Consider the following 21,926-nt stretch of genomic DNA (forward strand, 5'->3'; position numbering starts at 1 on the left):
ACCACCCATCGGGCAGAACCCTCATGGACGTAAAACGACTTTTATTACTGATTCCACTGGCAGTGCTTGCCTACCTACTGGTTGTACAGTGGAATCAGGATTACGGGCAGACCAGCTACGACTCCACTCCCGAAATGACCCAGACAAGCAATGGGGCACCTGCGAGTGAAGGCGGCAGCGACGATCTTTCCGTTCCCAGTACTTCCGCACCTCAGGCCACCATCGATGAAGGCATGAGCGACTCGCCAAGCTCGACCGCCAGTCGTGATTTCATTGCCGTCACCACCGATGTGCTGGACGTACGCATCGACCCCTTTGGTGGGGATATCGTGTATGCCGCTCTGCCACAGCACAAGCTGACGCTGGACTCTGAACGCAACTACGTGTTGCTATCGGATAACGCCACGCGCAGCTACGTAGCACGCTCTGGCCTGCAGCTGGATGGCCAGGCAAGCCGCATCACGTTTACGCCTGAAAACACCGAATACCGCCTGGGTAACGACGAGCAAGAGCTCACCGTCGACCTGACGGCAGAGGTCAACGGCGTTGACGTGATCAAGCGTCTGACCTTCGAGCGCGGCAGCTATGCGGTCAATGTCAGCTATTACCTGGCCAACAACACTGATGAGCCTGTCAGTGCCCGTTTCATTGGCCAACTGGCGCGCGATAACAGCCCGGACCCCTCCAGTGGCGTCGCCATGGGCATGAGTTCCTATCTGGGCGCCGCCTACTCGTCACCGGATACCCGCTACGAAAAAGTCGATTTCGATGATATCCAGCGCGGTCGTTTCGAGAACCGTGAGGCCCAGGGTGGCTGGGTCGCCATCATTCAGCACTACTTCGTCTCTGCCTGGGCACCTGCTCAGAATCAGCAGAACCTGTACTACGCGACCACCGACTCCAGCAACCGCAACGTTGCCGCCTTTGCAGGGCCAGTGACCAGCGTAGCCGCCCAAGGCGAAGCGACGCTGGGGGCTACCCTTTACATGGGTCCCAAGGTTCAGGAGTACCTGGAGCAGGTGGCACCGAACCTGCGCCTGACCGTGGACTATGGCTGGCTGTGGTTCATTGCCAACCCGCTGTTCTGGCTGCTCGACAAGATTCATGACCTGGTCGGCAACTGGGGCTGGTCCATCGTTCTGCTGACCGTGCTGGTCAAGCTCGCGCTATTCCCGCTTTCAGCCAAGGCCTATAAGTCCATGGCTCGGATGCGCAAGCTCGGGCCGGAGATGCAGCGTCTCAAAGAGCTTTATGGCGATGACCGCCAGAAAATGTCTCAAGAGATGATGAAGTTCTACCAGAAAGAGAAGATCAACCCGCTGGGTGGCTGTTTGCCGATCCTCATCCAGATGCCGGTCTTCATCGCGCTGTACTGGATGCTGCTGGAATCCGTTGAACTTCGCCATGCGCCGTTCATGCTGTGGATCCAGGATCTGTCGGTGAAAGATCCGTACTTCATTCTGCCCATCCTGATGGGGGTATCGATGTACGTTCAGCAGCTGCTCAACCCGACGCCTCCGGATCCCATGCAGGCCAAGATCATGAAGATGCTGCCCATTATCTTCACGTTCTTCTTCCTGTGGTTCCCGGCGGGTCTGGTTATCTACTGGGTGGTGAACAACATCATCTCGGTAGCCCAGCAGTACGTGATTACCCGCAATATCGAGAAAGACCCCAACGTGGGTAAAGGGATGCGCACCAAGTAGCCTCTCATCCCGCCCTTTACCAGACCCCCGCTAAAGCGGGGGTCTGGTGTTTCAGGCCTGCCCTTTTCTTCCGCTGCATACACGATACACTCTCTTTTTTGATCTCTGGGACGCGTTATGGCTGAACGATTCTATACCCAAGACACGATTACCGCCCTGGCCACCCCCCCAGGGCGCGGCGGCGTGGGCATCATCCGCGTATCCGGCCCGGAAAGCCGCCATATCGCTCAGGCCATACTGGGGCAATGCCCTCCCCCGCGTCATGCCTATTACGGCCCCTTCAGTGGTGCTCAAGGCATTATCGACGAAGGGATTGCGCTGCTGTTTACCGGACCTAACTCCTTTACCGGGGAGGACGTGCTGGAGCTGCAGGGGCACGGTGGCCCCGTGATCATGGATATGCTGCTGGAGCGCTGCCTCGCCCTGGGCGCCCGCCTGGCTCGGCCTGGCGAGTTCTCCGAACGCGCGTTCTTGAATGACAAGCTGGACCTGGCCCAGGCCGAAGCGATTGCCGACCTGATCGATGCCAGCTCACGCTCGGCTGCCGAAAATGCCCTGCGCTCGTTGCAAGGCGAGTTTTCACAGCGCGTTTCTGGGCTGGTTCAGCAGTTGATCGAGCTGCGTGTCTATGTTGAGGCCGCCATCGACTTCCCCGAAGAAGAGATCGACTTTCTTGCCGATGGCCACGTGGCAACGCATCTGGAACAGGTGCAGCAGGCACTGGTGCGTGTGCGCCAGGCCGCAGGCCAAGGCGCCTTGCTGCGTGAAGGCATGAGCGTGGTGATTGCAGGGCGCCCCAATGCGGGCAAGTCCAGCCTGCTCAATGCGCTGACCGAGCAGGACACGGCCATCGTCACGGACATTGCCGGCACTACCCGTGACGTACTGCGTGAATACATCCACCTGGACGGCATGCCACTGCACATTATCGACACCGCTGGCCTGCGCGATACACCGGACGCGGTAGAAAAAATTGGCGTTGCCCGGGCCTGGGAAGAGATCGAGAAAGCCGACCGCGTACTGCTGCTGGTCGATGCCTCGCTTACTCAGGCAACGGACCCCATGACCATCTGGCCCGAATTCGTGGCCCGCCTGCCGGACCAGCAGCGATTGACCCTGGTACGCAACAAGATCGACAGCAGCGCCGAAGCGCCAGGGCTCGAAGCATCTGAGTTACCCACAGGCACTCCCATCGTCAGGCTCTCGGCCAAAACGGGGGCAGGTGTGGATAACTTGAAAGCCCATTTGAAAGAGGTGATGGGCTTTTCCGCCACTACCGAAGGTCGTTTCTCGGCACGCCGCCGCCATCTGGATGCCTTGGACCGTGCCATGGCCGCATTGGAAGCAGGGCGCGCTCAGCTGGAAGGCTACGGTGCAGGAGAGCTGCTGGCCGAAGATCTGCGCGATGCCCAGCAGGCACTGGGAGAGATTACCGGGGAGTTCAGCGCCGACGACCTGCTTGGAGAGATCTTTGGCAGCTTCTGTATCGGCAAGTAATTCGAGCAACATAATTAGGCCAGAGCGTCGACACCAACGCTGGGGCAGATACGCCGCCTAAGCCAAATCACGGTAGCCAAAAACACTTGACCACTACACACTGGAGACCAGTGTGATGAAGGTATTTAAAGTCTGATGCGGAGAGACAAGAATGATACATCCTCCTTTTATTAAGCGCATCGTCTTGCGCAACTACAAGAGCATCGGCTACAGCGATGTATGTTTGCGCCCGCTAACTTATCTGGTTGGGCACAATGGTGCAGGCAAAAGTAATTTCATGGATGCTCTGCATTTCGTACGCGACGCGCTGTTCAATTCGCTGGATAGTGCCTTGAATGAGCGCGGCGGCATCAACGAAGTGCGCCGACGTAGCGGTGGTCATCCCACACATTTCGCACTTCGTATCGAGTTTGTCATGCACGGTGGCCAAGCCGCTCACTATGGCTTCGTCATAGGAGCGTTGAAGAATGGCGGTTACGAGGTTCAAAGAGAAGAGTGTGTTATCGCAGGTATTGGCAAAGGCCCATTCTTCCGAATCGACAAAGGCAAATTACGTGACAGCAGCGAAGCGACCTTTCCGTCTGTCACTGCGGATAGGCTAGCATTGGTAGCCGCTTCAGGGCTAACGGCTTTCCGCCCGGTATTCGATGCCTTGACTGCGATGGGGTTCTATAACCTCAACCCCAAGCTGATGCGCGAATTACAGAAGCCGCAAGATGGCCGACTGTTGCGGCCGTCTGGGGAGAACATCGCCAGCGTGATCGGTCATTTGGAAAAAGTAGCACCTACCCAGATGGCGCTGATCCAGGAGTATTTGCACTCCGTGGCACCGATGGTGCATGGCGTGGAACGCAAGCCTATTGGGCCAATGGAAACATTGGAGTTTCGCCAGGATATGGCGGGCTCCAAGCACCCCTGGCGCTTCCTTGCTCAAAATATGTCCGATGGCACCTTGCGTGCCTTGGGTGTTCTGGCCGCGTTATTACAGGGTAATGTGGATTATTCACCAACTTTGATCGGCATTGAGGAACCTGAAACTGCACTTCATCCTGCAGCGAGCGCTGCGCTGCGTGAGGCGTTGGTGCGTGCGTCCAAAACTACGCAAATCCTGGTAACCAGCCACAGCCCGGACCTGCTGGATGACCGTAACATCGACGAAGATGCCGTGCTGGCCGTAGTATCAGAGGCAGGGGAAACCAAGGTTGCGCCGCTAGATGAAGGATCGCGCCAAATGATGCGGGATCACCTGTTCTCGGCAGGAGAACTGCTGCGCATGAACCAACTGGCACCTGATCGCATGAGCATAGATCAACAGAACAAGGCTGCCTCTGGTGACCTTTTCAGTGAGACAGAATCCTCATGATCCAAATAGCCAGCATTGTAGAAGGCCATGGCGAGGTGGCCGCACTACCTGTGCTACTGCGCCGCTTGAACGAGTGGCGCCCCGGACATTGCTATGCGCAGGCGCTACCGCCCATTCGCGTGCATCGAGACCGCTTCCTCAATCGAGAAGACGAGTTTCGCAAGCAACTGCTGTTAGCAGCCGCCAAGTGTGGTGAGCAGGGGTGGATTTTGGTGGTGCTGGACGCCGATGACGATTGTCCAGTCGAACTGGCGGCTGACATCTATCAGCGCGCAAGGCAGCATGTGCCGCACCGACGCTTGTCGGTAGTGTTGCCAAAGCGAGAATACGAAGCCTGGTTCATTGCCGCAGCACGATCGCTCGACGGGTGCAGGGGATTTCGTTGTCCAGATGAACTTCCAGCCGACGCAGAGACACCACGAGACGCAAAAGGCTGGTTACGCCAGAATATGGGAAGCCAAACCTATAGCGAAGTACTAGATCAGCCTGCTTTCACCGCTTACTTCGATCTGCAACAGGCACTTGATAACAGCCGATCATTCCGCAAGTTGTGCAAAGAGTGGCAAGCCAACGTCGTCGATATGAACGTGGATTGAAGCATGAAATTTCGTATCGCTGCCCCAGCTTAACTCGCCTAACCGGCTACCCGGCTCGAACTGACGACCAGTGGCACGCCAATATTGTCGAAAGTGACGAGCAAAGGAGCACATCCTTCCTACAATCGGATGTGCAACGCCGCTCGCAGTCATGTCCGATTTGGACAACTTGGCATGAGTCCCTTTGATACCTGTGGATCCCTACTCCGGGACCAACCAGGACGCTCGGAAGCGGCTGTGAACGCTTAGCTTTGGCGTTACCTGAGCCATGGCATTGGTCAGACGCTCATCCAGCCCCCAGGGGGGGTTGATGACCAGCATACCGCTTCCATACATGCCGCGGGCACCCGCTTCAGGGGCACGTAGCAACAGTTCGCTTTGCCAGATTTTGCGAATTCCGCTGTCACGCAGGCCCGCCAGCAGCGCTTGATGGTGTTCAGCAGGTAATAACGGATACCAGATCATCACCACGGCATGCCTGGCTTTCTCAAGCACGTAGGTCGTGCTCTCCACTACTTCGTGGTACTCGATCTTGCGCTCGTAGCTGGGGTCCATCAGCACGCACACCCTGGGGGTCGATGCCGGCACCTGTTGGCGCAGGCCGACCAGTCCATCGCCAAAGATGCGTGTCGCCCGTTTGGGCAGCGACTGGCTGGCAAGATGTTCGTGCTCACCAGGATGCAGTTCGAACAGCGTCAGCCGATCCTCCGAACGCAGACGCTGTGCAAGCCACCAGGGGGAACCCGGATAGCAGGACAGTTCATCAGCGTCTGGCTGGGCACTGGCCACGGCTTCGAGCCAGGCGCTGAGCAGCGGATCGGCCAACTGCTGGCGATGCTGCCAAAGCGGTAACACTCCCTCACGATACTCCAGCAGCCGCTGTGTCTCTTCGGTAGCCAGTGGATAGAAGCCTCTGCCCGCATGGGTATCTATATATGTAATTGCTGATTTTTTACGTAATAGATGGTCGATGACAGCATAGAGCGTCAGATGCTTCTGAACATCGGCGAAGTTACCGGCATGGTAGGCGTGTTGGTATGACAGCATGAGGATGCCTATATAAACAGAACGCCCGTTATGGGAGCATAGCGGGCGTTCTAGAGCAATACAGGTTTTTTACGGCTTATTGACCGTTGCCTGTCGGGGTCAACGTGATTTCTACACGACGGTTTTGCGCCCGTCCCTGCTCGGAATCGTTGCTGGCAACGGGCCGAGTAGCACCGTAGCCCAGGGTATTCAGACGCATGGAGGAAACGCCATTCTGGCTCAGGTAACGCCCTACCGATTCGGCACGGCGCTCGGAAAGCCGCTGGTTATAATCCGCGTTACCCGTGCTATCGGTGTGGCCAGCAATATTGACGCGGGTATCCGTGTACTGGGTCAACACATTGGCGACTTCATTGAGTGCGCTGCGTGCGTCGCTGGTCAGCTCAGCAGAGTCGAAGCCGAAGGTGACGCTACTGGGCATGTTCAGCACGATGTCATCGCCACGACGGTCGATCTCGATACGTGATCCCTGGAGGTTTTCACGCAGCTGCTGCTCCTGGCGGTCCATGTAGGCCCCCACCCCAGCACCGGCAGCGGCGCCAACGGCGGCGCCGATCAAGGCCCGATCACGACGGCTGGTGCTGCCATCACCAGACAAGGCACCGGCGGCAGCACCAATGGCAGCCCCCACGCCTGTGCCTACGGCAGTGCTGGAGCGTTGTGTTTGGCCGCCATAAGGGTCGGTGGTGGCACAGCCCGCCACCAGAATAGCCGCCGCCAACGGGGTCAGTAGTCGGAACATACGCATCACTTACTCCTTTTTACGATTAGGTTCTGCCCTTGTGATCACTGTTCACTCATCGCTGATCAGTGCCAGCAATTCGTTCAAGAATAATAGACCTTGAGGAGAAGCACGCAGCTTTTCAGGCATTTCCACCAAAAGTCCTTTTTTGTGAGCACTTTGTAAACGGTCGAGTAACCGTTCCACAGGCTGCCCCGTATGCGCTTGCCACGCCTGCAGGCTTACTCCTTCCGTCAACCGCAGCGCATTCATGGCAAATTCCAGCGGCAGCTCATCAGCATCGATCAACTGCTGGCCTGCCACAAAACCACGTGGATCGTTGAGACGCCTCAAATAAGACTGAGGTTGGCGGGTTTTCCAACGGCGTTCGATCTGCCATTGGCCATTCCTATCGATATGCGTCAGTTTGCCGTGGGCACCCGCCCCAATGCCCAGATAATCGCCAAAACGCCAATAATTCAGGTTGTGCTGGCTTTGTAAGTCGGGGCGCGCATAGGCCGATATTTCATAACGCTGTAGCCCTGCCTGTTCAAGGCGCTCATGCCCCGCCTCCTGAATGTCCCACAGCGCTTCCTCTTCCGGTAACGGAGGTGGGTGTGAAAAAAAAGCCGTATTGGGTTCCAGGGTCAGCTGGTACCAGGAGAGATGCTCTGGCGACAGTGCCAAGGCCTGGTCGATGTCTTCCATGGCCTGTTCGGGCGTTTGCTGGGGAAGCCCATGCATCAAGTCAATGTTGATATTCTCGAAGCCCGCCGACCTGGCCTGCCCCACGGCCGTCAATGCCTCTTGCCCGCTGTGGATACGCCCAAGCGCTTGCAGTTGAGCGGGCCTGAAACTTTGCACGCCCAGTGATAGCCGGTTGATACCCGCCTCACGGTAACCGACGAAACGCTGCTGCTCTGTCGTGCCTGGGTTGGCTTCCAGGGTGATCTCGATCGATGGTGCAAACGCCAAACGCTGCTGAATGCCCTGAAACAGCCGCTGGTAGAAGTCCGGCGACAGCAGACTCGGAGTGCCGCCACCAATGAAGATCGTTTGCAGCGGGCGTTCGGCGGCCAAAGGAAGATCATGCTCCAGATCAGCCAATAGCGCAGCCAGGTACGCCTCTTCAGGGAGTGTCTGGGCACCCGGCTCGTGAGAGTTGAAATCGCAATAAGGGCACTTGCGGACACACCAAGGGGTGTGGATGTACAGCGACAGGGGCGGCAGTGCCTCAGCCATGCGCCACCTTCAGGATATCCACGAGGTCATGCAACGCGCGCCCTCGATGACTCAGTCGGTTCTTGGACTCTGCCGCAAGCTCTGCCACGCTCATGCCTTGATCCGGTAACCAGAACAGCGGATCGTAACCAAACCCACCATCCCCGCGGGGATGCGCCAGAATTTCGCCTTCCCAGCTGCGCTGTACGATGACGGGGACGGGATCTTCAGCGTGGCGCAAATAGACCAACACACACCAGTAGCGGCCACTGCGCTGGCCTTCCGCACAGTCGGCAAGCGCCGCCAGTAGTTTCTGATTGTTGCGTTCGTCACTCTTGGGCTCACCTGCATAGCGCGCCGAATAGATACCCGGGGCTCCTTGCAGTGCATCCACCTCCAGCCCCGAATCGTCTGCCAGGGCAGGTAACCCGCTGACTCGGCTGGCTTCACGGGCTTTTAACAGCGCATTCTCAACGAAGGTCAGTCCGGTTTCTTCCACGTCTTGCACGCCAAACTCTGCCTGTGCTCTTACATCGAGCCCAAGCGGGGCAAGCAACTGATTGAACTCTTTAAGTTTTCCTGCGTTTCCACTGGCCAGGACAAGCGTCGTACCCGTCGACATATCGAAACCTCCAAACAGGGAGCCTCAGTTTACGCTTATCGGAAACGCAGCTAAAGCACACGAAATGTAACTATCAGAATTTTAATCATCACAACGCAATGACCATAAAACTGGCTATTTTATATATAAAAATCAAATACTTATTCATAAATATCAAAACAGCATAAAAATATTCAAATTACTTTACTCACTGCTTTAGTAACAATTCTTTTCGAAAAGCATCTTATAGACAACAATCATAAGGTCACCTGCTGACGCTCTCCTTTGAATGAGGCTTTCCCCATGTCCCAGCAAAAGACCCAAGGCTTGGTGTACATCGTCAGCGTACCGCCCTTGCCTTGGGTCGAGGAGCGGGAACGGTTGCTGCCCTTGACGGTGCCTTCCAACGTATCGCCTTCGAAGGTAAATTCTGCTGGAACCGTGCCACGGGTTTCAGGGTGTTCGACGGTGTCGCCGTCCTGGGTAATGCGCCACTCGGCGGTGAATAGCGTGCCGTATAGACGTGAAGCGTGCCAAGCCGATGATCGTTTCATGTTAGCTACCTCGGTAACCACAAGAGCCGCTCGACGAGAGCGGCTCTTGTAGTGTAGCAGGCGCTTGGCTCGATAGTTACTTATCGTTACATAACGGCAAAGGCTTTTTCGGCCGCATCCAGCGTGAGCTGAATATCTTCGGGCGTGTGGGCGCTGGACATGAAGCCCGCTTCGTAGGCAGACGGTGCAAGATAGACGCCATGGTCGAGCATCGCACCAAAGAAGCGGCGGAAGGCATCGGGATTACACGCCGTGGCTTGGGCAAAGTTATCCACACGGGACTGCGAGGTGAAGAACACGCCGAACATGCCGCCTGCAGATTGGGTCATCATCGGTACTCGCGCCGCGTTGGCACGCTCTTGCAGGCCGTTACACAGGGTTTGCACACGCTGGGTAAGAGCATCATGGAAACCCGGCACCTGCAGCTTGGTCAGCAGCGCGACACCTGCCGCCATGGCCAGCGGGTTACCCGACAAAGTGCCTGCCTGGTACACCGGGCCAAGCGGCGAGATGTTCTGCATGATGTCACGCTTGCCGCCGAACGCCCCGACCGGCATGCCCCCGCCCACGATCTTGCCCAAACAGGTGAGGTCAGGCGTGATGCCGTAATAGGCCTGGGCCCCGCCCAGGGCCACACGAAAACCGGTCATCACCTCGTCAAAAATCAGCAGGCTACCGTACTGGTCGCACACACGGCGCAGGGTTTCCAGGAAACCAGGCTGGGGTGGGATACAGTTCATGTTGCCCGCCACCGGCTCGACGATGATGCAGGCAATCTGCTCGCCGATCTCGGCAAAGCACGCTTCCACGCCTTCCGGGTCATTATAAGAGAGCGTGATGGTGTGCTCGGCAAGCGCGGCAGGCACACCGGGCGAGCTGGGCTCACCGTGGGTCAGCGCGCCAGAGCCCGCCTTGACCAGCAACGAATCAGAGTGGCCATGGTAGTTGCCTTCGAACTTGACGATCTTGTCTCTTCCCGTGGTGCCCCGCGCCAGCCGGATGGCCGACATGGTCGCCTCGGTACCGGAACTGGTCATGCGGACCATCTCCATGGACGGAATCATCTCGCAGATCAGGTCCGCCATGGTGGTCTCTACTGCCGTAGGCGTGCCAAAGGAGAGCCCATTATCCAGCCGGGCCCGTACGGCGGCGAGCACGTCCTGGTCGGCATGACCGGTAATCATCGGCCCCCAGGAACCGATATAGTCGATGTAACGATTGCCCTCGACGTCGAACAGGTAGGCCCCCTGGGCGCGCTCCATGAACACCGGGGGACGATGCAAGCCTTTGAAGGCGCGCACCGGCGAGTTCACGCCACCGGGAATATGGCGACTGGCCAGATCAAATAATTCTGCAGATGTGGTCATGGCATCCTCTATAGCAATAGCTGACGGACAATAAAAATCAAAAGCGTGCAGGGCGTGATAGACGTTGAGGCAAACACTGCCCGCTGGGCGGCTGATAGCCGTGTGACAAACTCTCCCAGGTAAAGTGCTGTGCCTGTTCGCAAGCCGTAGGTAAGCGCTCACCTACCGCTAAACGAGCGGCCAGGGCGGAAGCCAGCGTACATCCGGACCCGTGAAACACTTCCGGCAGCCTGGGCCACTGCCACTGGCGAGTGGTATCGGGCGAATGCAGTGTGTTGACCACCTGCTGCCCGCTGCCGGGCAGAGGCTCATCCGTGGCGGTGACCAGTACCGCCTGGCACCCGCGCGATAACAATGACACGGCTCGGGCCGTATCATCGAACGGTGCGTCGATCTCAGGCGTGAGCGCGATCAGTTCATGGCGGTTGGGCGTCAGGATATCCACAAGGGGAAGCAGACGGTCACTATAAAGCTTCTGCAAACGGGGTGTGGATAACTCAGTGCCGCCGCCCGCTTTCAAGACGGGGTCTGCCACCACTGGTACACCCGGAAAACGCCGCACGATCTGCTCGGCCGCACGCAAGGTTGCTTCGTCCGCCAGCAAGCCTAGCTTGATGGCGGCAATCTGCATGTCGACCAGCGCTTCTGCCATTTGCCGCATGGCAGCTGCATCGGCTGGCAATACCGTGGTGACATTATGGCAGTTCTGCACGGTCAGGGCGGTGGGAATGGTCACCGCCCAGCCACCACACGCGGCGATGGCTTCGCTATCGGCGACCAGTCCAGCGCCGCCGGTAGGGTCATGGCCTGCCAATACCAGTACAACGGGAGGAAGTGGTTGGCGCATCAAAAGGGTTTCACTACCGCCAGAAGAATGATGGCGATCAGGGCCACGACAGGGGCCTCATTGAACCAGCGGAAGAACACGTGGCTCTTGGTGCAGCGATCCTGGGCCAACTGCTTCAAATAGATCAGACATACGTGGTGATAGGCCACCAGCAATACCACCAGCGTCAGCTTCACGTGCATCCAGCCCTGAGTGAACCAGGCAGGTACCAGGTAAAGCAGCCAGCCGCCAAACAGCAGCACGACGATCATGGAGGGCGTCATGATGCCGCGATAAAGCTTGCGCTCCATGGTCTTGAAGTAGTCGATGGCCTGGACATCCCCCTTGTCGCGCGCCATCGCGTGGTACACGTATAGCCGTGGCAGATAGAACAGTGCAGCAAACCAGGTCACAACGGCCATCAGGTGAATGGCCTTTATCCACTCGTACATGGTCTCTCCTTAATAAATGCGCTCATTGTGAAACAGTGGGGTCACGGGGGTCAGAATGACGTGTATCGGTATAGTGGTAATAGCGCTCGATGGCGCCGCGGGTAATGATACCTGAAATTCTCTGCTGCTTTGGCCGGTAGCCATGAATCACGTAGAGCGCATCCAGCGTATTGTCCTGCAGCTTGAGGAAGGCTTCCGATAGGGTGGCCTGCAAACCGATGGGGGCCATTTCAAGCCGCTGCCCGGGAATCTCCAGCAGGTCGATCAACTCCTCCTCTTGCGCGGCTCCCTCTTTCAAGGCTTCGTCATGCTCCAGCAACCAACGGGCCAGCTCTGCCGCTTTCAAGCCCAATACCGGCTTGTCGTCGCTGGATCGTTCGATCACCAGCCAGGTAGGGTTGGTCTCCAGCCGCTGGCGGGCCTGCTCGAGGGTGATCATGCGCTCGGTACGCACCAGAGAGCGCTCCATGACCGCCGGCACCGATACTCTGGAAAGTGCCTGCATCAACGGCTGCTGCAAGGGGTGCATGCCATACCGCACCGAACTGACGAAAAACCCTTCACAGCCCGTCAACTGTCGCGAGGTCAGGCAAGCCACCACCACCGCCAGCATGCCAGGCAACATCATGTGGGGGGTGTGGGTCAACTCCAGCAGTGCCATCAAGGCCGCCAGCGGAGCCTGCAGCACGGCGCCCATCATGGCGGCCATCCCCAGCATGGCATAAATCCCGGGATCTGCCGCCTTGTCGGGCCATAGCCAGCCACCCAGCATGCCTGCCAGTGCGCCGATGGCTGCGCCCGACACCAGCACGGGGCCGATGATACCGATCGGCACCCCGCCCGCCACGGTCAGGGCCGTGATCAGCAGTTTGCCGATCATCAGCGCCAGCAATACGCTAACGGTCAGTTGGTTATTCAGCGCCGCGGCCAGGCTATCGTAGCCAATGCCCTGTATTTCAGGAAACCACCACGCCAGTGCTCCCGTGGCCACTCCAACGCTGCCCAGCCTCAGCCATAACGGCAGCCCTTGCAGGAACGCATGGCGTGCCAGATGAATGAATACGCCAGCCATCAAACCAATCACCAGCCCTGTCACCACTATCCAGGGCAAGTTCATCAGCGAGCCAAGCGCTACTTCAGGGATGCGGAAGGCTGGCTCGTTGCCATACGCCAGCTGAGCCACCAGCGCACCCATGGTAGACGCCAGGATCACCGGCATGAAGCTCATCAGGGTGTACTCCATCATGACCACTTCCATGGCAAAGATGACCCCCGCGATGGGCGTATTGAAAGAGGCAGAAATACCTGCCGCCGTTCCACAGGCCACCAGCACACGCAGGCTGTTGTGAGGCAGTCGCAGCCGCATCCCCAGGCCACTGGAAGCCGCCGCCCCCAGATGAATCGCCGGTCCTTCACGGCCAGCAGAGAGACCGCCCAACACCGATACCACCCCGACCCACCACTGGTTGAGCCAGTTACGCAGTGGAAAACGCCCCTGATGATAGGTCAGGCGCTCGATGACATGGCCGACGCCCAGCTTGCGTGCGGTGGCCTTCTGCCGATACAGCAGCACGCCGATGACGCTCACGGCCAGCAGGGGCAGCAGCGCTCTGACCCACGGGGGCAGCGCTTCGAAGCCTTCCGGGTTACCGTCTGGCATGTACAGCGCAGCGCCAGCCTCCAGCAGCAGCCTGAACCCCACCATGACGGCCCCGGTCATGACACCGGACACCAGCCCCAGCACACACAGTTGCGGCAAGGCATCCACATTGGCCAGCTGGCGACGAAAACCCTCTAAGGTGAAATCTGACCGAGAAAAACCTGCCACAACGCTCGTCCTTGGGTGGGTAGAGTAGGTCTACGACACGCAGTGCTCTTCTGCGCCTGCTCTCTTGTGTATCATAGCTGGAGACACATCAACAGCCTCGCAAAACTTGCCAGGCTGCTAATTACCGCTGCCAGGACTGTGCAGAAGGCGCAAGGAGTGATCTGTGATAAACGTTGGCATTGTAGGCGGCACTGGCTACACCGGTGTTGAACTTCTGAGGCTGCTGGCCCAGCACCCCGAGGTAAATGTTCAAGCGATAACGTCGCGCTCGGAAGCAGGCGTCAAGGTCTGTGACATGTACCCCAACCTGCGAGGCCACTACGATACCCTGACCTTCAGTGAGCCCGATGCCAAGGCCCTGGGGGCCATGGACGCCGTCTTTTTTGCCACCCCTCATGGCGTGGCCCATGCGCTGGCAGGCGAGCTATTGGCCAACGGAACCCGCGTCATCGACCTGTCGGCCGACTTTCGCCTGCGCGATGCCGACGAGTGGAGCCGCTGGTACGACCAGCCCCACGGCGCCCCTGAACTGTTGAAGGAGGCGGTCTACGGTTTGCCGGAAATGCATCGTGAAAAGATCAAGTCCGCGCGTCTGATCGCGGTACCCGGCTGCTACCCCACGGCGGTTCAACTGGGTTACCTGCCGCTGCTGGAAGCGGGCCTGATCGACCCGAATCAGCTGATTGCCGACTGCAAGTCCGGGGTCACTGGCGCTGGGCGTGGTGCCAAGGTCGCCTCGCTGCTGGCCGAAGCCAGCGAGTCCATGAAAGCCTACGGTGCAGGCGGCCATCGCCATCTGCCGGAAATCCGTCAGGGCCTGGGCGACATGCAGCCAGACACCGTGGGATTGACCTTCGTCCCCCACCTGACGCCCATGATCCGCGGCATCCACGCCACGCTCTACAGCACCCTCAGCACCGAGCCAGGCGACTTGCAGGCGCTGTTCGAAAAACGCTTTGCCAATGAGCCGTTCGTGGACGTCATGCCCGCCGGCAGCCACCCGGAAACCCGCAGCGTAAAAGGCAACAATACCTGCCGCATCGCCGTGCATCGTCCGGGCAACGGCAATACGGTGGTGGTACTTTCCGTCATCGACAACCTGGTCAAGGGCGCCTCCGGCCAGGCCATCCAGAACCTGAACCTGATGTTTGGCTTCGATGAGCAGATGGGCCTCAACGCCCCCGCTCTGATGCCTTAAACACCTCACAAAACCAGCATGCAGAGGGCAGCTCAGAGAGGAGGTCATTTGCCAAGGAAGGCAAATGTAGCTTCCATGGAAGGATTCACAGCGCCTCCTCGGCGAGTTGCCCTCTGCTTGATATACCAACGCAATAGTTGACCATTTTGCTGGGAATTACCCATAATCCCCCCATGCCATCTATTCGTTCCTAAAGCTCGCGGGAGGTACCCATGAGCGGTGCAGAAGCTTTTGTTCCAACCCCTTTAATGCTGTCCGACAGTGCGCGCCAGCGCATCAAGGCACTCATGGCCGAAGAGCACAATCCAGCCCTCAAGCTGCGTGTCTATGTCACCGGTGGTGGCTGTTCCGGCTTTCAGTATGGTTTTGACTTTGCCGACAACGTGGCAGAGGACGACACCCTGATCGAATTTGGAGATGCCACGCTGGTGGTAGACCCGCTCTCCTACCAATACCTGGTCGGCTCTACCGTGGACTACGAAGAGGGCCTGGCAGGGGCGCGTTTTCGCGTGCAAAACCCCAATGCCACCACCACCTGCGGCTGTGGTGCCTCGTTCATGGTATGACCAGCGTTGGTCGCAACGACTTCCCCATGACTTGACGCCTTGGCGGTTTCTCGCCAAGGTAAAAAGGTCAATAACGGTTCATCGACCGGTTTATAAGAAGAAACACGCTATAAACGGTGACGGAAACCACATAAAACTCGGGGAAACTAATGAAACACTTTTTTACCACCTCCGCTATCGCCACTGCCGTTGCACTGGGCTTGGGCAGTACCACTGCGTTTGCTGACACACCCACGGTCAATGTGGTGACTGACCCAAGCTTTGTGCCCTTCGAGATGCTCGACCCCGAAACCGGTGAAATGATCGGCTTCGACATGGACATCATCAACGAAATCGCCGAACGGGCTGGCTTCGACGTCAATCTCACCACCATGGAGTTCGCGGGCATCATTCCGGCCGTCCAGACCGGCAGCCAGGAAATTGCCATTGCCGGTGTGACCATCACCGAAGAGCGTGCGCAGATCGTCGACTTCTCTGACCCCTACTACGACTCGGGCCTGCAGATCATCGTGCGTGCCGACAACGATGACGTAGAGTCCATCGAAGACCTGGCCGGGCTCTCCATCGCCACGCGCATCGGCTCCACCAGCTACGACTTCCTGCAAGAGCAGCTGGGCGACGACGCCGATATCACTCCCTATCCAGGTAATAGCGACATGTACATGGCCCTGCTGGGGCGTAACGTCGATGCCGCGTTCTACGATGCCCCCAACGTTGCCTACTTCTCGCAAACACGCGGGGAAGGTCGCACCAAAGTCGTCGGCCCCCTGTACGAAGGCCAGCAGTACGGCATCGTTTTCCACAAGGGTAGCCAGTGGGTAGAACCCGCCAATGAAGCACTCGCGGCCATGCGTGAAGACGGCACCTACGACGAGATTTACCAGAAGTGGTTTGGTGAGTCCTCCGACGAAGAGTAAGCACTGTCTGAGGTAAGTGCGTTATCTCGCGTTTACAGGGCCGGGCGGCCTAGCCCCCGGCCCTGAATCATTGTGTGGTGCTGTTCTGGAGACGTCACGTGGAAGTCACTTTTCAATTCGACTGGGCGGCCGCTTTCCGCTCGATTCCCTACTTGTTACCCGGTATTCCGTGGACACTGCTGATCTCTTTCGGCGGCCTGGCCATTGGCTTTTTCATCGGCATCTTCTTTGGCCTGCTGCGCATCAGCCGCACGCGCTGGCTGCGCTGGCCAGCCATCCTGTATGTCGAAGTCTTTCGCGGTACGCCCATCCTGGTGCAGGTGCTGTTCATTTTCTACGGCCTGCCCCAACTACTGGGTGGCCCCATCAATGCGCTGGTGGCCGGCATTGCCGCCATTGCCGTCAATTCAGGGGCCTATATCTCCGAAATCGTACGCGGAGGCGTGCAGTCGATCGAACGCGGGCAACGCGAAGCATCGCTGTCGCTGGGGCTCTCCCGAGCGCAGTCGTTTCGTTACGTCATCTGGCCTCAAGCCTTCCGCCGCATGATCCCTCCGCTGGGCAACCAGGGCATCATCAGCATCAAGGACACCTCGCTGTTTTCCGTCATCGGGGTGGGTGAGCTGGTGCGCCAAGGACAGATCTACATTGCCACCACCTTCACGGCGCTGGAAGTCTATTTCATGGTCGCCCTGATGTACCTGGCCATTACCTGGACCCTCTCTATCATCCTGCGCCAGTTGGAACGGCGCGGCGTCGTTGGCCAATAAGGAGCGCACAATGACTTCGACCTCATCGCCCATTGTGCAAATGCAGAAGCTCAACAAGCACTTTGGCAGCCTGCATGTGCTCAAGAACATCGATCTGGAAATCGTCCCTGGGGAAGTCGTCGTCGTGATCGGCGCCAGCGGCTCTGGCAAATCCACGCTGATCCGCTGCATCAACGGGCTGGAAGAGTTTCAGTCCGGCAGCCTCGATGTCGATGGCAATACGCTGCTGCCCGATGGCAAAAGCAGCAAGGCCCTGCAAACCATCCGCACCGAAGTCGGCATGGTGTTCCAGCAGTTCAACCTCTTCCCCCATCTGAGCGTCATCGACAACATTACCCTGGCCCCCATGAAAGTGCGTGGCTGGAGCCGTAAGGATGCCGAAGAGACGGCTCAGCGGCTGTTGGAACGCGTCGGCATTGCCGATCAGGCACAGAAGTACCCCAGCCAGCTCTCTGGAGGGCAGCAGCAGCGGGTCGCCCTGGCCCGCGCGCTGGCCATGGAACCCCGGCTCATGCTCTTCGACGAGCCCACCTCGGCGCTAGACCCGGAGATGATCGGTGAAGTGCTGGACGCCATGCGTGAGCTGGCCAAGGAAGGCATGACCATGGTCATCGTGACCCATGAAATGGGCTTTGCGCGGGAAGTAGCCGACCGCGTCATCTTCATTCACAAAGGGGAGATCACCGAGCAAGGGCCACCGGAACAGCTGTTCGATGCACCTCAGCATGAACGCACCCAGTCCTTCTTGGCGCGCGTATTGAAGCACTAGCAGCCCATCAGAGTACCTCCGCGACCGGCCTGTCCTTGCGACAGGCCTTTTTTTTGCCTGTGGATAATATTTTTTTCCTCGGCTGCCACTATCGGGCTAACACCCGCGCCATGGGCATCTTTCAACGCACATGGTGGTCATCAGATCACTTGTTCACAGGTGCGGTAACAAGCACGGTAGCCAGCGGTGGATAAGCCGTCGTTAACCTGGCCTGTGGGTAAGTAAGCTTTTCATCCACAGCTCCGTCACCGCTTCTACGCAGGCACTCCGCTGGTTCGTCACTGCTTGGTCAACAATACAAATGCATGATCTATATGGTAAAAAATCATTTATCAACAGATTTTGTCCACACCATTAGTAACTACATTTACAGAACTTCTCTTATATATTTTTATTTTGTTATTAATCTATAAACTCGCTGATAGCAAGGGTGTGGAAAAACCTGACGGTTACCCACAGGAGGTTTATACTGGCGGGCTTATTCCAACAGCGGTGATCCGCTGACCACATCATCCGTGCCTTGGGCACAAGACGAGGTGTCTCTTGAACTACCCCGACCGCTTTGACGTGATTGTCATCGGCGGTGGCCATGCGGGAACCGAAGCCGCATTGGCCTCTGCTCGCATGGGCTGTCAAACCCTATTGCTGACCCACAACATCGAGACGCTGGGCCAAATGTCCTGCAATCCCGCCATTGGTGGGATCGGCAAGAGCCATCTGGTCAAGGAGATCGATGCGTTGGGTGGTGCCATGGGGCTAGCCACGGATTTGGGCGGCATCCAGTTTCGAGTACTCAACGCACGTAAGGGGCCTGCCGTCCGCGCAACCCGCGCCCAGGCAGACAGGATCCGCTACAAGGCCGCCATTCGCGGCATGCTGGAAAACCAGCCGAACCTGACGATTTTCCAGCAGGCGGCTGGCGACCTCATTGTGGATAACGACACCGTACGTGGTGTAGTGACCGAGACAGGCATTCGTTTTCATGCCGAGTCGGTGGTGCTGAGCACGGGCACGTTCCTTGGCGGGGTTATCCACATCGGGTTGGACCAAAGCCGTGGTGGCCGCGCAGGCGACCCGCCTTCCAATGCGCTGGCCGAGCGACTGCGGGCACTGCCTTTTCACGTCGACAGGTTGAAGACCGGTACCCCTCCGCGTATCGATGCCAAATCCGTCGACTTTTCACAGCTGGAAGAGCAGCCAGGCGACACGCCTACGCCGGTCATGTCCTATCTGGGGCATCGAGGCATGCATCCTCAGCAGGTGAGCTGCCATATTGCGCACACCAACGAGCGCACCCACGAGATCATCCTGAACAACCTCGATCGTTCCCCCATGTACTCTGGGGTAATTGAGGGCATCGGCCCCCGCTACTGCCCGTCGATCGAAGACAAGGTGCATCGCTTCGCCGACAAATCGAGCCATCAGGTGTTCATCGAACCGGAAGGTCTGGATACCCACGAGCTCTACCCCAACGGGATCTCCACCTCACTGCCCTTCGATGTGCAGCTGCAGGTCGTGCGCTCTATCAAAGGGCTGGAAAATGCCCATATCACGCGCCCGGGTTATGCCATCGAGTATGACTTCTTCGACCCGCGGGATTTGAAGCACTCGCTGGAAACCAAATTTATCCACAACCTGTTTTTTGCCGGGCAGATCAACGGCACCACTGGCTACGAAGAAGCGGGTGCTCAAGGGTTGCTGGCGGGGCTTAACGCGGCACGGCGAGCCAAGCAGCTGGAGGCGTGGTACCCACGTCGTGACGAGGCGTATCTAGGCGTTCTGGTGGATGACCTGATCACCATGGGCACCAAGGAACCCTATCGCATGTTCACGTCGCGCGCCGAGTATCGGCTGTTGCTGCGTGAAGACAATGCCGACCTCCGCCTGACCGAGCAGGGCCGCCAGCTGGGGTTGGTCGATGACACCCGCTGGGCGGCTTTCAGCCAGAAACGTGATGCCATCGAGCGTGAAGTCACGCGCTTGTCCAGCGCCTGGGTACATCCCAACAGCCCGGCTGCCGCCAGCATCGCCGAGAAAACCGGCAAGCCGCTGTCGCGGGAGTACTGCCTGAGCGATTTGCTGAAGCGCCCTGAACTGACCTACGCCGATATTGCCGACCTGCCGGGCATGGAAAGCGGCGGCGTGGAGGATGAAGCTGTCGCCGAACAGGTGCAGATTCAGGCCAAGTATCAGGGGTACATCGATCGTCAGCAGGACGAAATCGACAAGCTCAAGCGCCACGAAGCCACAGCGCTCCCCGCTGAGCTGGATTATCACAACGTGGAGGGGCTCTCCCACGAGATTCGCCAGAAGCTCAGCGCCGCGCGGCCGGAAACCCTTGCCCAGGCTGCCCGTATCTCTGGAGTGACGCCTGCTGCCGTCTCGATACTGCTGATTCACCTGAAAAAGCGCCGCCTGATCAGCCATACCGAGGTCGCCAACGGATGAGTTTCTTGCCGCCGCTGATTGAAAGCCTGCCCGCTAGTGTGGCCCCCAGACTGGAGCAAGGGCTGTCCCAACTGGATATCGCCATTACGCCCGCCCAGCGTGAGCAGCTGCTGGGGCTGCTGGCGCTATTGCACAAGTGGAACCGGGCTTATAACCTCACCGCCGTACGCGACGTCGATGAAATGGTGTCTCGCCACGTGCTGGACAGTGCGGCGGTGGCGCCCTTCATACGGGGGCCCCGACTTCTGGACGTAGGCGCCGGGCCAGGCTTGCCTGGACTGGTGCTGGCGATTTTGAAGCCCGAACTTCAGGTGACGCTGCTGGACAGCAACGGCAAGAAGGTTCGCTTCCAACGGCAGGCCGTCATGGAGCTGGCGCTGAGCAACGTGACGCCTACTCAGGCAAGGGTCGAGCAGTTTGCGGGCCAGCACTTCGATCAGGTGATCTCGCGGGCCTTCGCCAGCCTGGTGGACTTCGTGACCTTGACGCGCCCGCTACCGACCGCCGACGGCCAGTGGCTGGCCATGAAGGGCCCCGGTGCCGATGACGAGCTGCGCGACCTGCCAGCAGGTGTTGAACTGAACGCTCGGCACCTGTTGAATATACCCTTCGAGACGGCCGAGCGGCAGCTGTTGATCCTGACCCCAAAAGGAGTTGAGTAGTGAGCCAGATCATTGCCCTGACCAACCAAAAAGGCGGCGTGGGCAAGACCACTTCAGCCGTCAATCTGGCCGCCAGCCTGGCCGCCCTGGACCGGCGCGTACTGTTGGTCGACCTCGACCCCCAGGGACATGCCAGCATGGGCAGTGGGATCGACAAGTACGATCTGGAAAAGAGCGTGCTGGACGTGCTCTTGGGGGAAACCTCGGCCAGCGACGCTATCGTGCGCGGTTTGTCGGTTCGTTACGATGTCTTGCCGGGCAATGGCGATTTGACGGCGGCGGAAGTCGAGCTGCTGGACGCCGAGCAGCGGCAGAGTCGCCTTTCTCAGGCGCTGGCCAGCGTGGCCGACGAATACGATGTGGTGCTGATCGACTGCCCGCCGTCGCTGAACATGCTCACGGTGAATGCGCTTACTGCAGCCCATGGCGTACTGATCCCGCTGCAGTGTGAATTTTACGCTCTGGAAGGACTCTCGGCGCTGCTGGATACCGTGGAACAGATCAAGCAGAGCGTGAACCCCGAGCTTGCCGTCTCCGGTATCCTGCGCACCATGTACGACAAGCGCACCAGCCTCACACGGGAAGTAGACAAGCAGCTGCGCGACTTTTTCGGCGATGCGCTGCTGAAAACCACCATTCCGCGCAACGTGAAAGTGGCAGAAGCGCCAAGCCATGGCCTTCCCGTGACCCAGTACGCCCGTTTTTCGCGGGGCAGCCAGGCCTACCGCGTGCTGGCCAAAGAGATGATTCGACGGTTGTCACTGTAACGCCTGTCGTTACGGCGGCTGTCGCTGTAAGGTTCGAAGTACGTAACGTT

The 21,926-nt window shown here is 58.5% G+C and carries 21 protein-coding genes; 12 read left to right on the forward strand and 9 right to left on the reverse strand.

Annotation, left to right across the window (positions count from 1 at the left end):
• Positions 1-23 precede the first annotated feature (23 nt).
• The 4 genes from yidC to CWI66_RS05275 all read left to right on the forward strand — a co-directional run bounded on the left by yidC (position 24) and on the right by CWI66_RS05275 (position 5,162).
• Complete coding sequence (gene yidC, locus CWI66_RS05260) at positions 24-1,706, forward strand: membrane protein insertase YidC (protein ID WP_100731113.1); 1,683 nt, start codon at positions 24-26, stop codon at positions 1,704-1,706.
• A 117-nt stretch (positions 1,707-1,823) separates the two neighbouring features.
• Positions 1,824-3,203 (forward strand): tRNA uridine-5-carboxymethylaminomethyl(34) synthesis GTPase MnmE, encoded by a 1,380-nt coding sequence (gene mnmE / locus CWI66_RS05265; RefSeq protein ID WP_100731114.1) that lies wholly within the window; start codon positions 1,824-1,826, stop codon positions 3,201-3,203.
• Positions 3,204-3,354: 151 nt separating this feature from the next.
• The gene (locus CWI66_RS05270) at positions 3,355-4,566 is read left to right on the forward strand and encodes an AAA family ATPase (protein ID WP_016915604.1); all 1,212 of its coding nucleotides are present in this window, start codon (positions 3,355-3,357) and stop codon (positions 4,564-4,566) included.
• The gene (locus CWI66_RS05275) at positions 4,563-5,162 is read left to right on the forward strand and encodes a DUF4276 family protein (RefSeq protein WP_016915603.1); all 600 of its coding nucleotides are present in this window, start codon (positions 4,563-4,565) and stop codon (positions 5,160-5,162) included. Before CWI66_RS05270 ends, CWI66_RS05275 begins: the two co-directional genes overlap by 4 nt.
• Positions 5,163-5,363: 201 nt before the next feature.
• Here CWI66_RS05275 and CWI66_RS05280 read toward each other — a convergent pair whose 3' ends face one another.
• The 9 genes from CWI66_RS05280 to CWI66_RS05320 all read right to left on the reverse strand — a co-directional run bounded on the left by CWI66_RS05280 (position 5,364) and on the right by CWI66_RS05320 (position 13,779).
• A complete protein-coding gene (locus tag CWI66_RS05280) occupies positions 5,364-6,209 on the reverse strand; it encodes a 23S rRNA (adenine(2030)-N(6))-methyltransferase RlmJ (RefSeq protein ID WP_100731115.1) in 846 nt (281 codons plus the stop codon).
• Between the two features lie 76 nt (positions 6,210-6,285).
• A complete protein-coding gene (locus CWI66_RS05285) occupies positions 6,286-6,957 on the reverse strand; it encodes an OmpA family protein (RefSeq protein ID WP_016915601.1) in 672 nt (223 codons plus the stop codon).
• Between the two features lie 45 nt (positions 6,958-7,002).
• Complete coding sequence (gene hemW / locus CWI66_RS05290; RefSeq protein ID WP_100731116.1) at positions 7,003-8,172, reverse strand: radical SAM family heme chaperone HemW; 1,170 nt, start codon at positions 8,170-8,172, stop codon at positions 7,003-7,005.
• A complete protein-coding gene (gene rdgB / locus CWI66_RS05295) occupies positions 8,165-8,773 on the reverse strand; it encodes an RdgB/HAM1 family non-canonical purine NTP pyrophosphatase (protein ID WP_100731117.1) in 609 nt (202 codons plus the stop codon). The genes hemW and rdgB overlap by 8 nt, the downstream gene beginning before the upstream one ends.
• Positions 8,774-9,009: 236 nt before the next feature.
• On the reverse strand, positions 9,010-9,306 hold the full coding sequence (locus CWI66_RS05300; RefSeq protein ID WP_016915598.1) for a hypothetical protein: 297 nt from the start codon (positions 9,304-9,306) through the stop codon (positions 9,010-9,012).
• 86 nt (positions 9,307-9,392) lie between these two features.
• The gene (hemL, locus tag CWI66_RS05305) at positions 9,393-10,673 is read right to left on the reverse strand and encodes a glutamate-1-semialdehyde 2,1-aminomutase (RefSeq protein WP_100731118.1); all 1,281 of its coding nucleotides are present in this window, start codon (positions 10,671-10,673) and stop codon (positions 9,393-9,395) included.
• Between the two features lie 37 nt (positions 10,674-10,710).
• Entirely contained in the window at positions 10,711-11,520 is an 810-nt protein-coding gene (gene thiD / locus CWI66_RS05310; RefSeq protein WP_100731119.1) for a bifunctional hydroxymethylpyrimidine kinase/phosphomethylpyrimidine kinase, read from the reverse strand.
• Positions 11,520-11,951 carry a protoporphyrinogen oxidase HemJ gene (hemJ, locus tag CWI66_RS05315; RefSeq protein WP_016915595.1) on the reverse strand — a complete coding sequence of 144 codons (432 nt, stop codon included), beginning with the start codon at positions 11,949-11,951 and terminating at the stop codon, positions 11,520-11,522. The genes thiD and hemJ overlap by 1 nt, the downstream gene beginning before the upstream one ends.
• A gap of 22 nt (positions 11,952-11,973) precedes the next feature.
• Positions 11,974-13,779, reverse strand: coding sequence for a chloride channel protein (locus CWI66_RS05320; RefSeq protein WP_100731120.1), 1,806 nt, complete (start codon positions 13,777-13,779; stop codon positions 11,974-11,976).
• 163 nt (positions 13,780-13,942) lie between these two features.
• Between CWI66_RS05320 and argC the strand changes: the two genes are divergently transcribed.
• From argC to CWI66_RS05360, 8 genes are all read left to right on the forward strand, one after another.
• Positions 13,943-14,977: an N-acetyl-gamma-glutamyl-phosphate reductase gene (gene argC, locus CWI66_RS05325; protein ID WP_100731121.1), complete on the forward strand. Its 1,035-nt coding sequence runs from the start codon at positions 13,943-13,945 to the stop codon at positions 14,975-14,977.
• Between the two features lie 212 nt (positions 14,978-15,189).
• Positions 15,190-15,543 carry an iron-sulfur cluster insertion protein ErpA gene (gene erpA, locus CWI66_RS05330; RefSeq protein WP_026001913.1) on the forward strand — a complete coding sequence of 118 codons (354 nt, stop codon included), beginning with the start codon at positions 15,190-15,192 and terminating at the stop codon, positions 15,541-15,543.
• 149 nt (positions 15,544-15,692) lie between these two features.
• Positions 15,693-16,460 carry a transporter substrate-binding domain-containing protein gene (locus tag CWI66_RS05335; protein WP_100731122.1) on the forward strand — a complete coding sequence of 256 codons (768 nt, stop codon included), beginning with the start codon at positions 15,693-15,695 and terminating at the stop codon, positions 16,458-16,460.
• Between the two features lie 98 nt (positions 16,461-16,558).
• Positions 16,559-17,230: an amino acid ABC transporter permease gene (locus CWI66_RS05340; protein ID WP_016915590.1), complete on the forward strand. Its 672-nt coding sequence runs from the start codon at positions 16,559-16,561 to the stop codon at positions 17,228-17,230.
• 10 nt (positions 17,231-17,240) lie between these two features.
• Entirely contained in the window at positions 17,241-17,999 is a 759-nt protein-coding gene (locus CWI66_RS05345; RefSeq protein WP_016915589.1) for an amino acid ABC transporter ATP-binding protein, read from the forward strand.
• A gap of 543 nt (positions 18,000-18,542) precedes the next feature.
• A complete protein-coding gene (mnmG, locus tag CWI66_RS05350; protein WP_100731123.1) occupies positions 18,543-20,447 on the forward strand; it encodes a tRNA uridine-5-carboxymethylaminomethyl(34) synthesis enzyme MnmG in 1,905 nt (634 codons plus the stop codon).
• Entirely contained in the window at positions 20,444-21,109 is a 666-nt protein-coding gene (rsmG, locus tag CWI66_RS05355) for a 16S rRNA (guanine(527)-N(7))-methyltransferase RsmG (protein WP_100731124.1), read from the forward strand. Before mnmG ends, rsmG begins: the two co-directional genes overlap by 4 nt.
• Positions 21,109-21,876 (forward strand): ParA family protein, encoded by a 768-nt coding sequence (locus CWI66_RS05360; RefSeq protein ID WP_039179044.1) that lies wholly within the window; start codon positions 21,109-21,111, stop codon positions 21,874-21,876. Before rsmG ends, CWI66_RS05360 begins: the two co-directional genes overlap by 1 nt.
• Positions 21,877-21,926 lie beyond the last annotated feature (50 nt).

This window comes from Halomonas sp. 141, from assembly GCF_002810305.1.
Lineage (GTDB): Bacteria > Pseudomonadota > Gammaproteobacteria > Pseudomonadales > Halomonadaceae > Vreelandella > Vreelandella stevensii.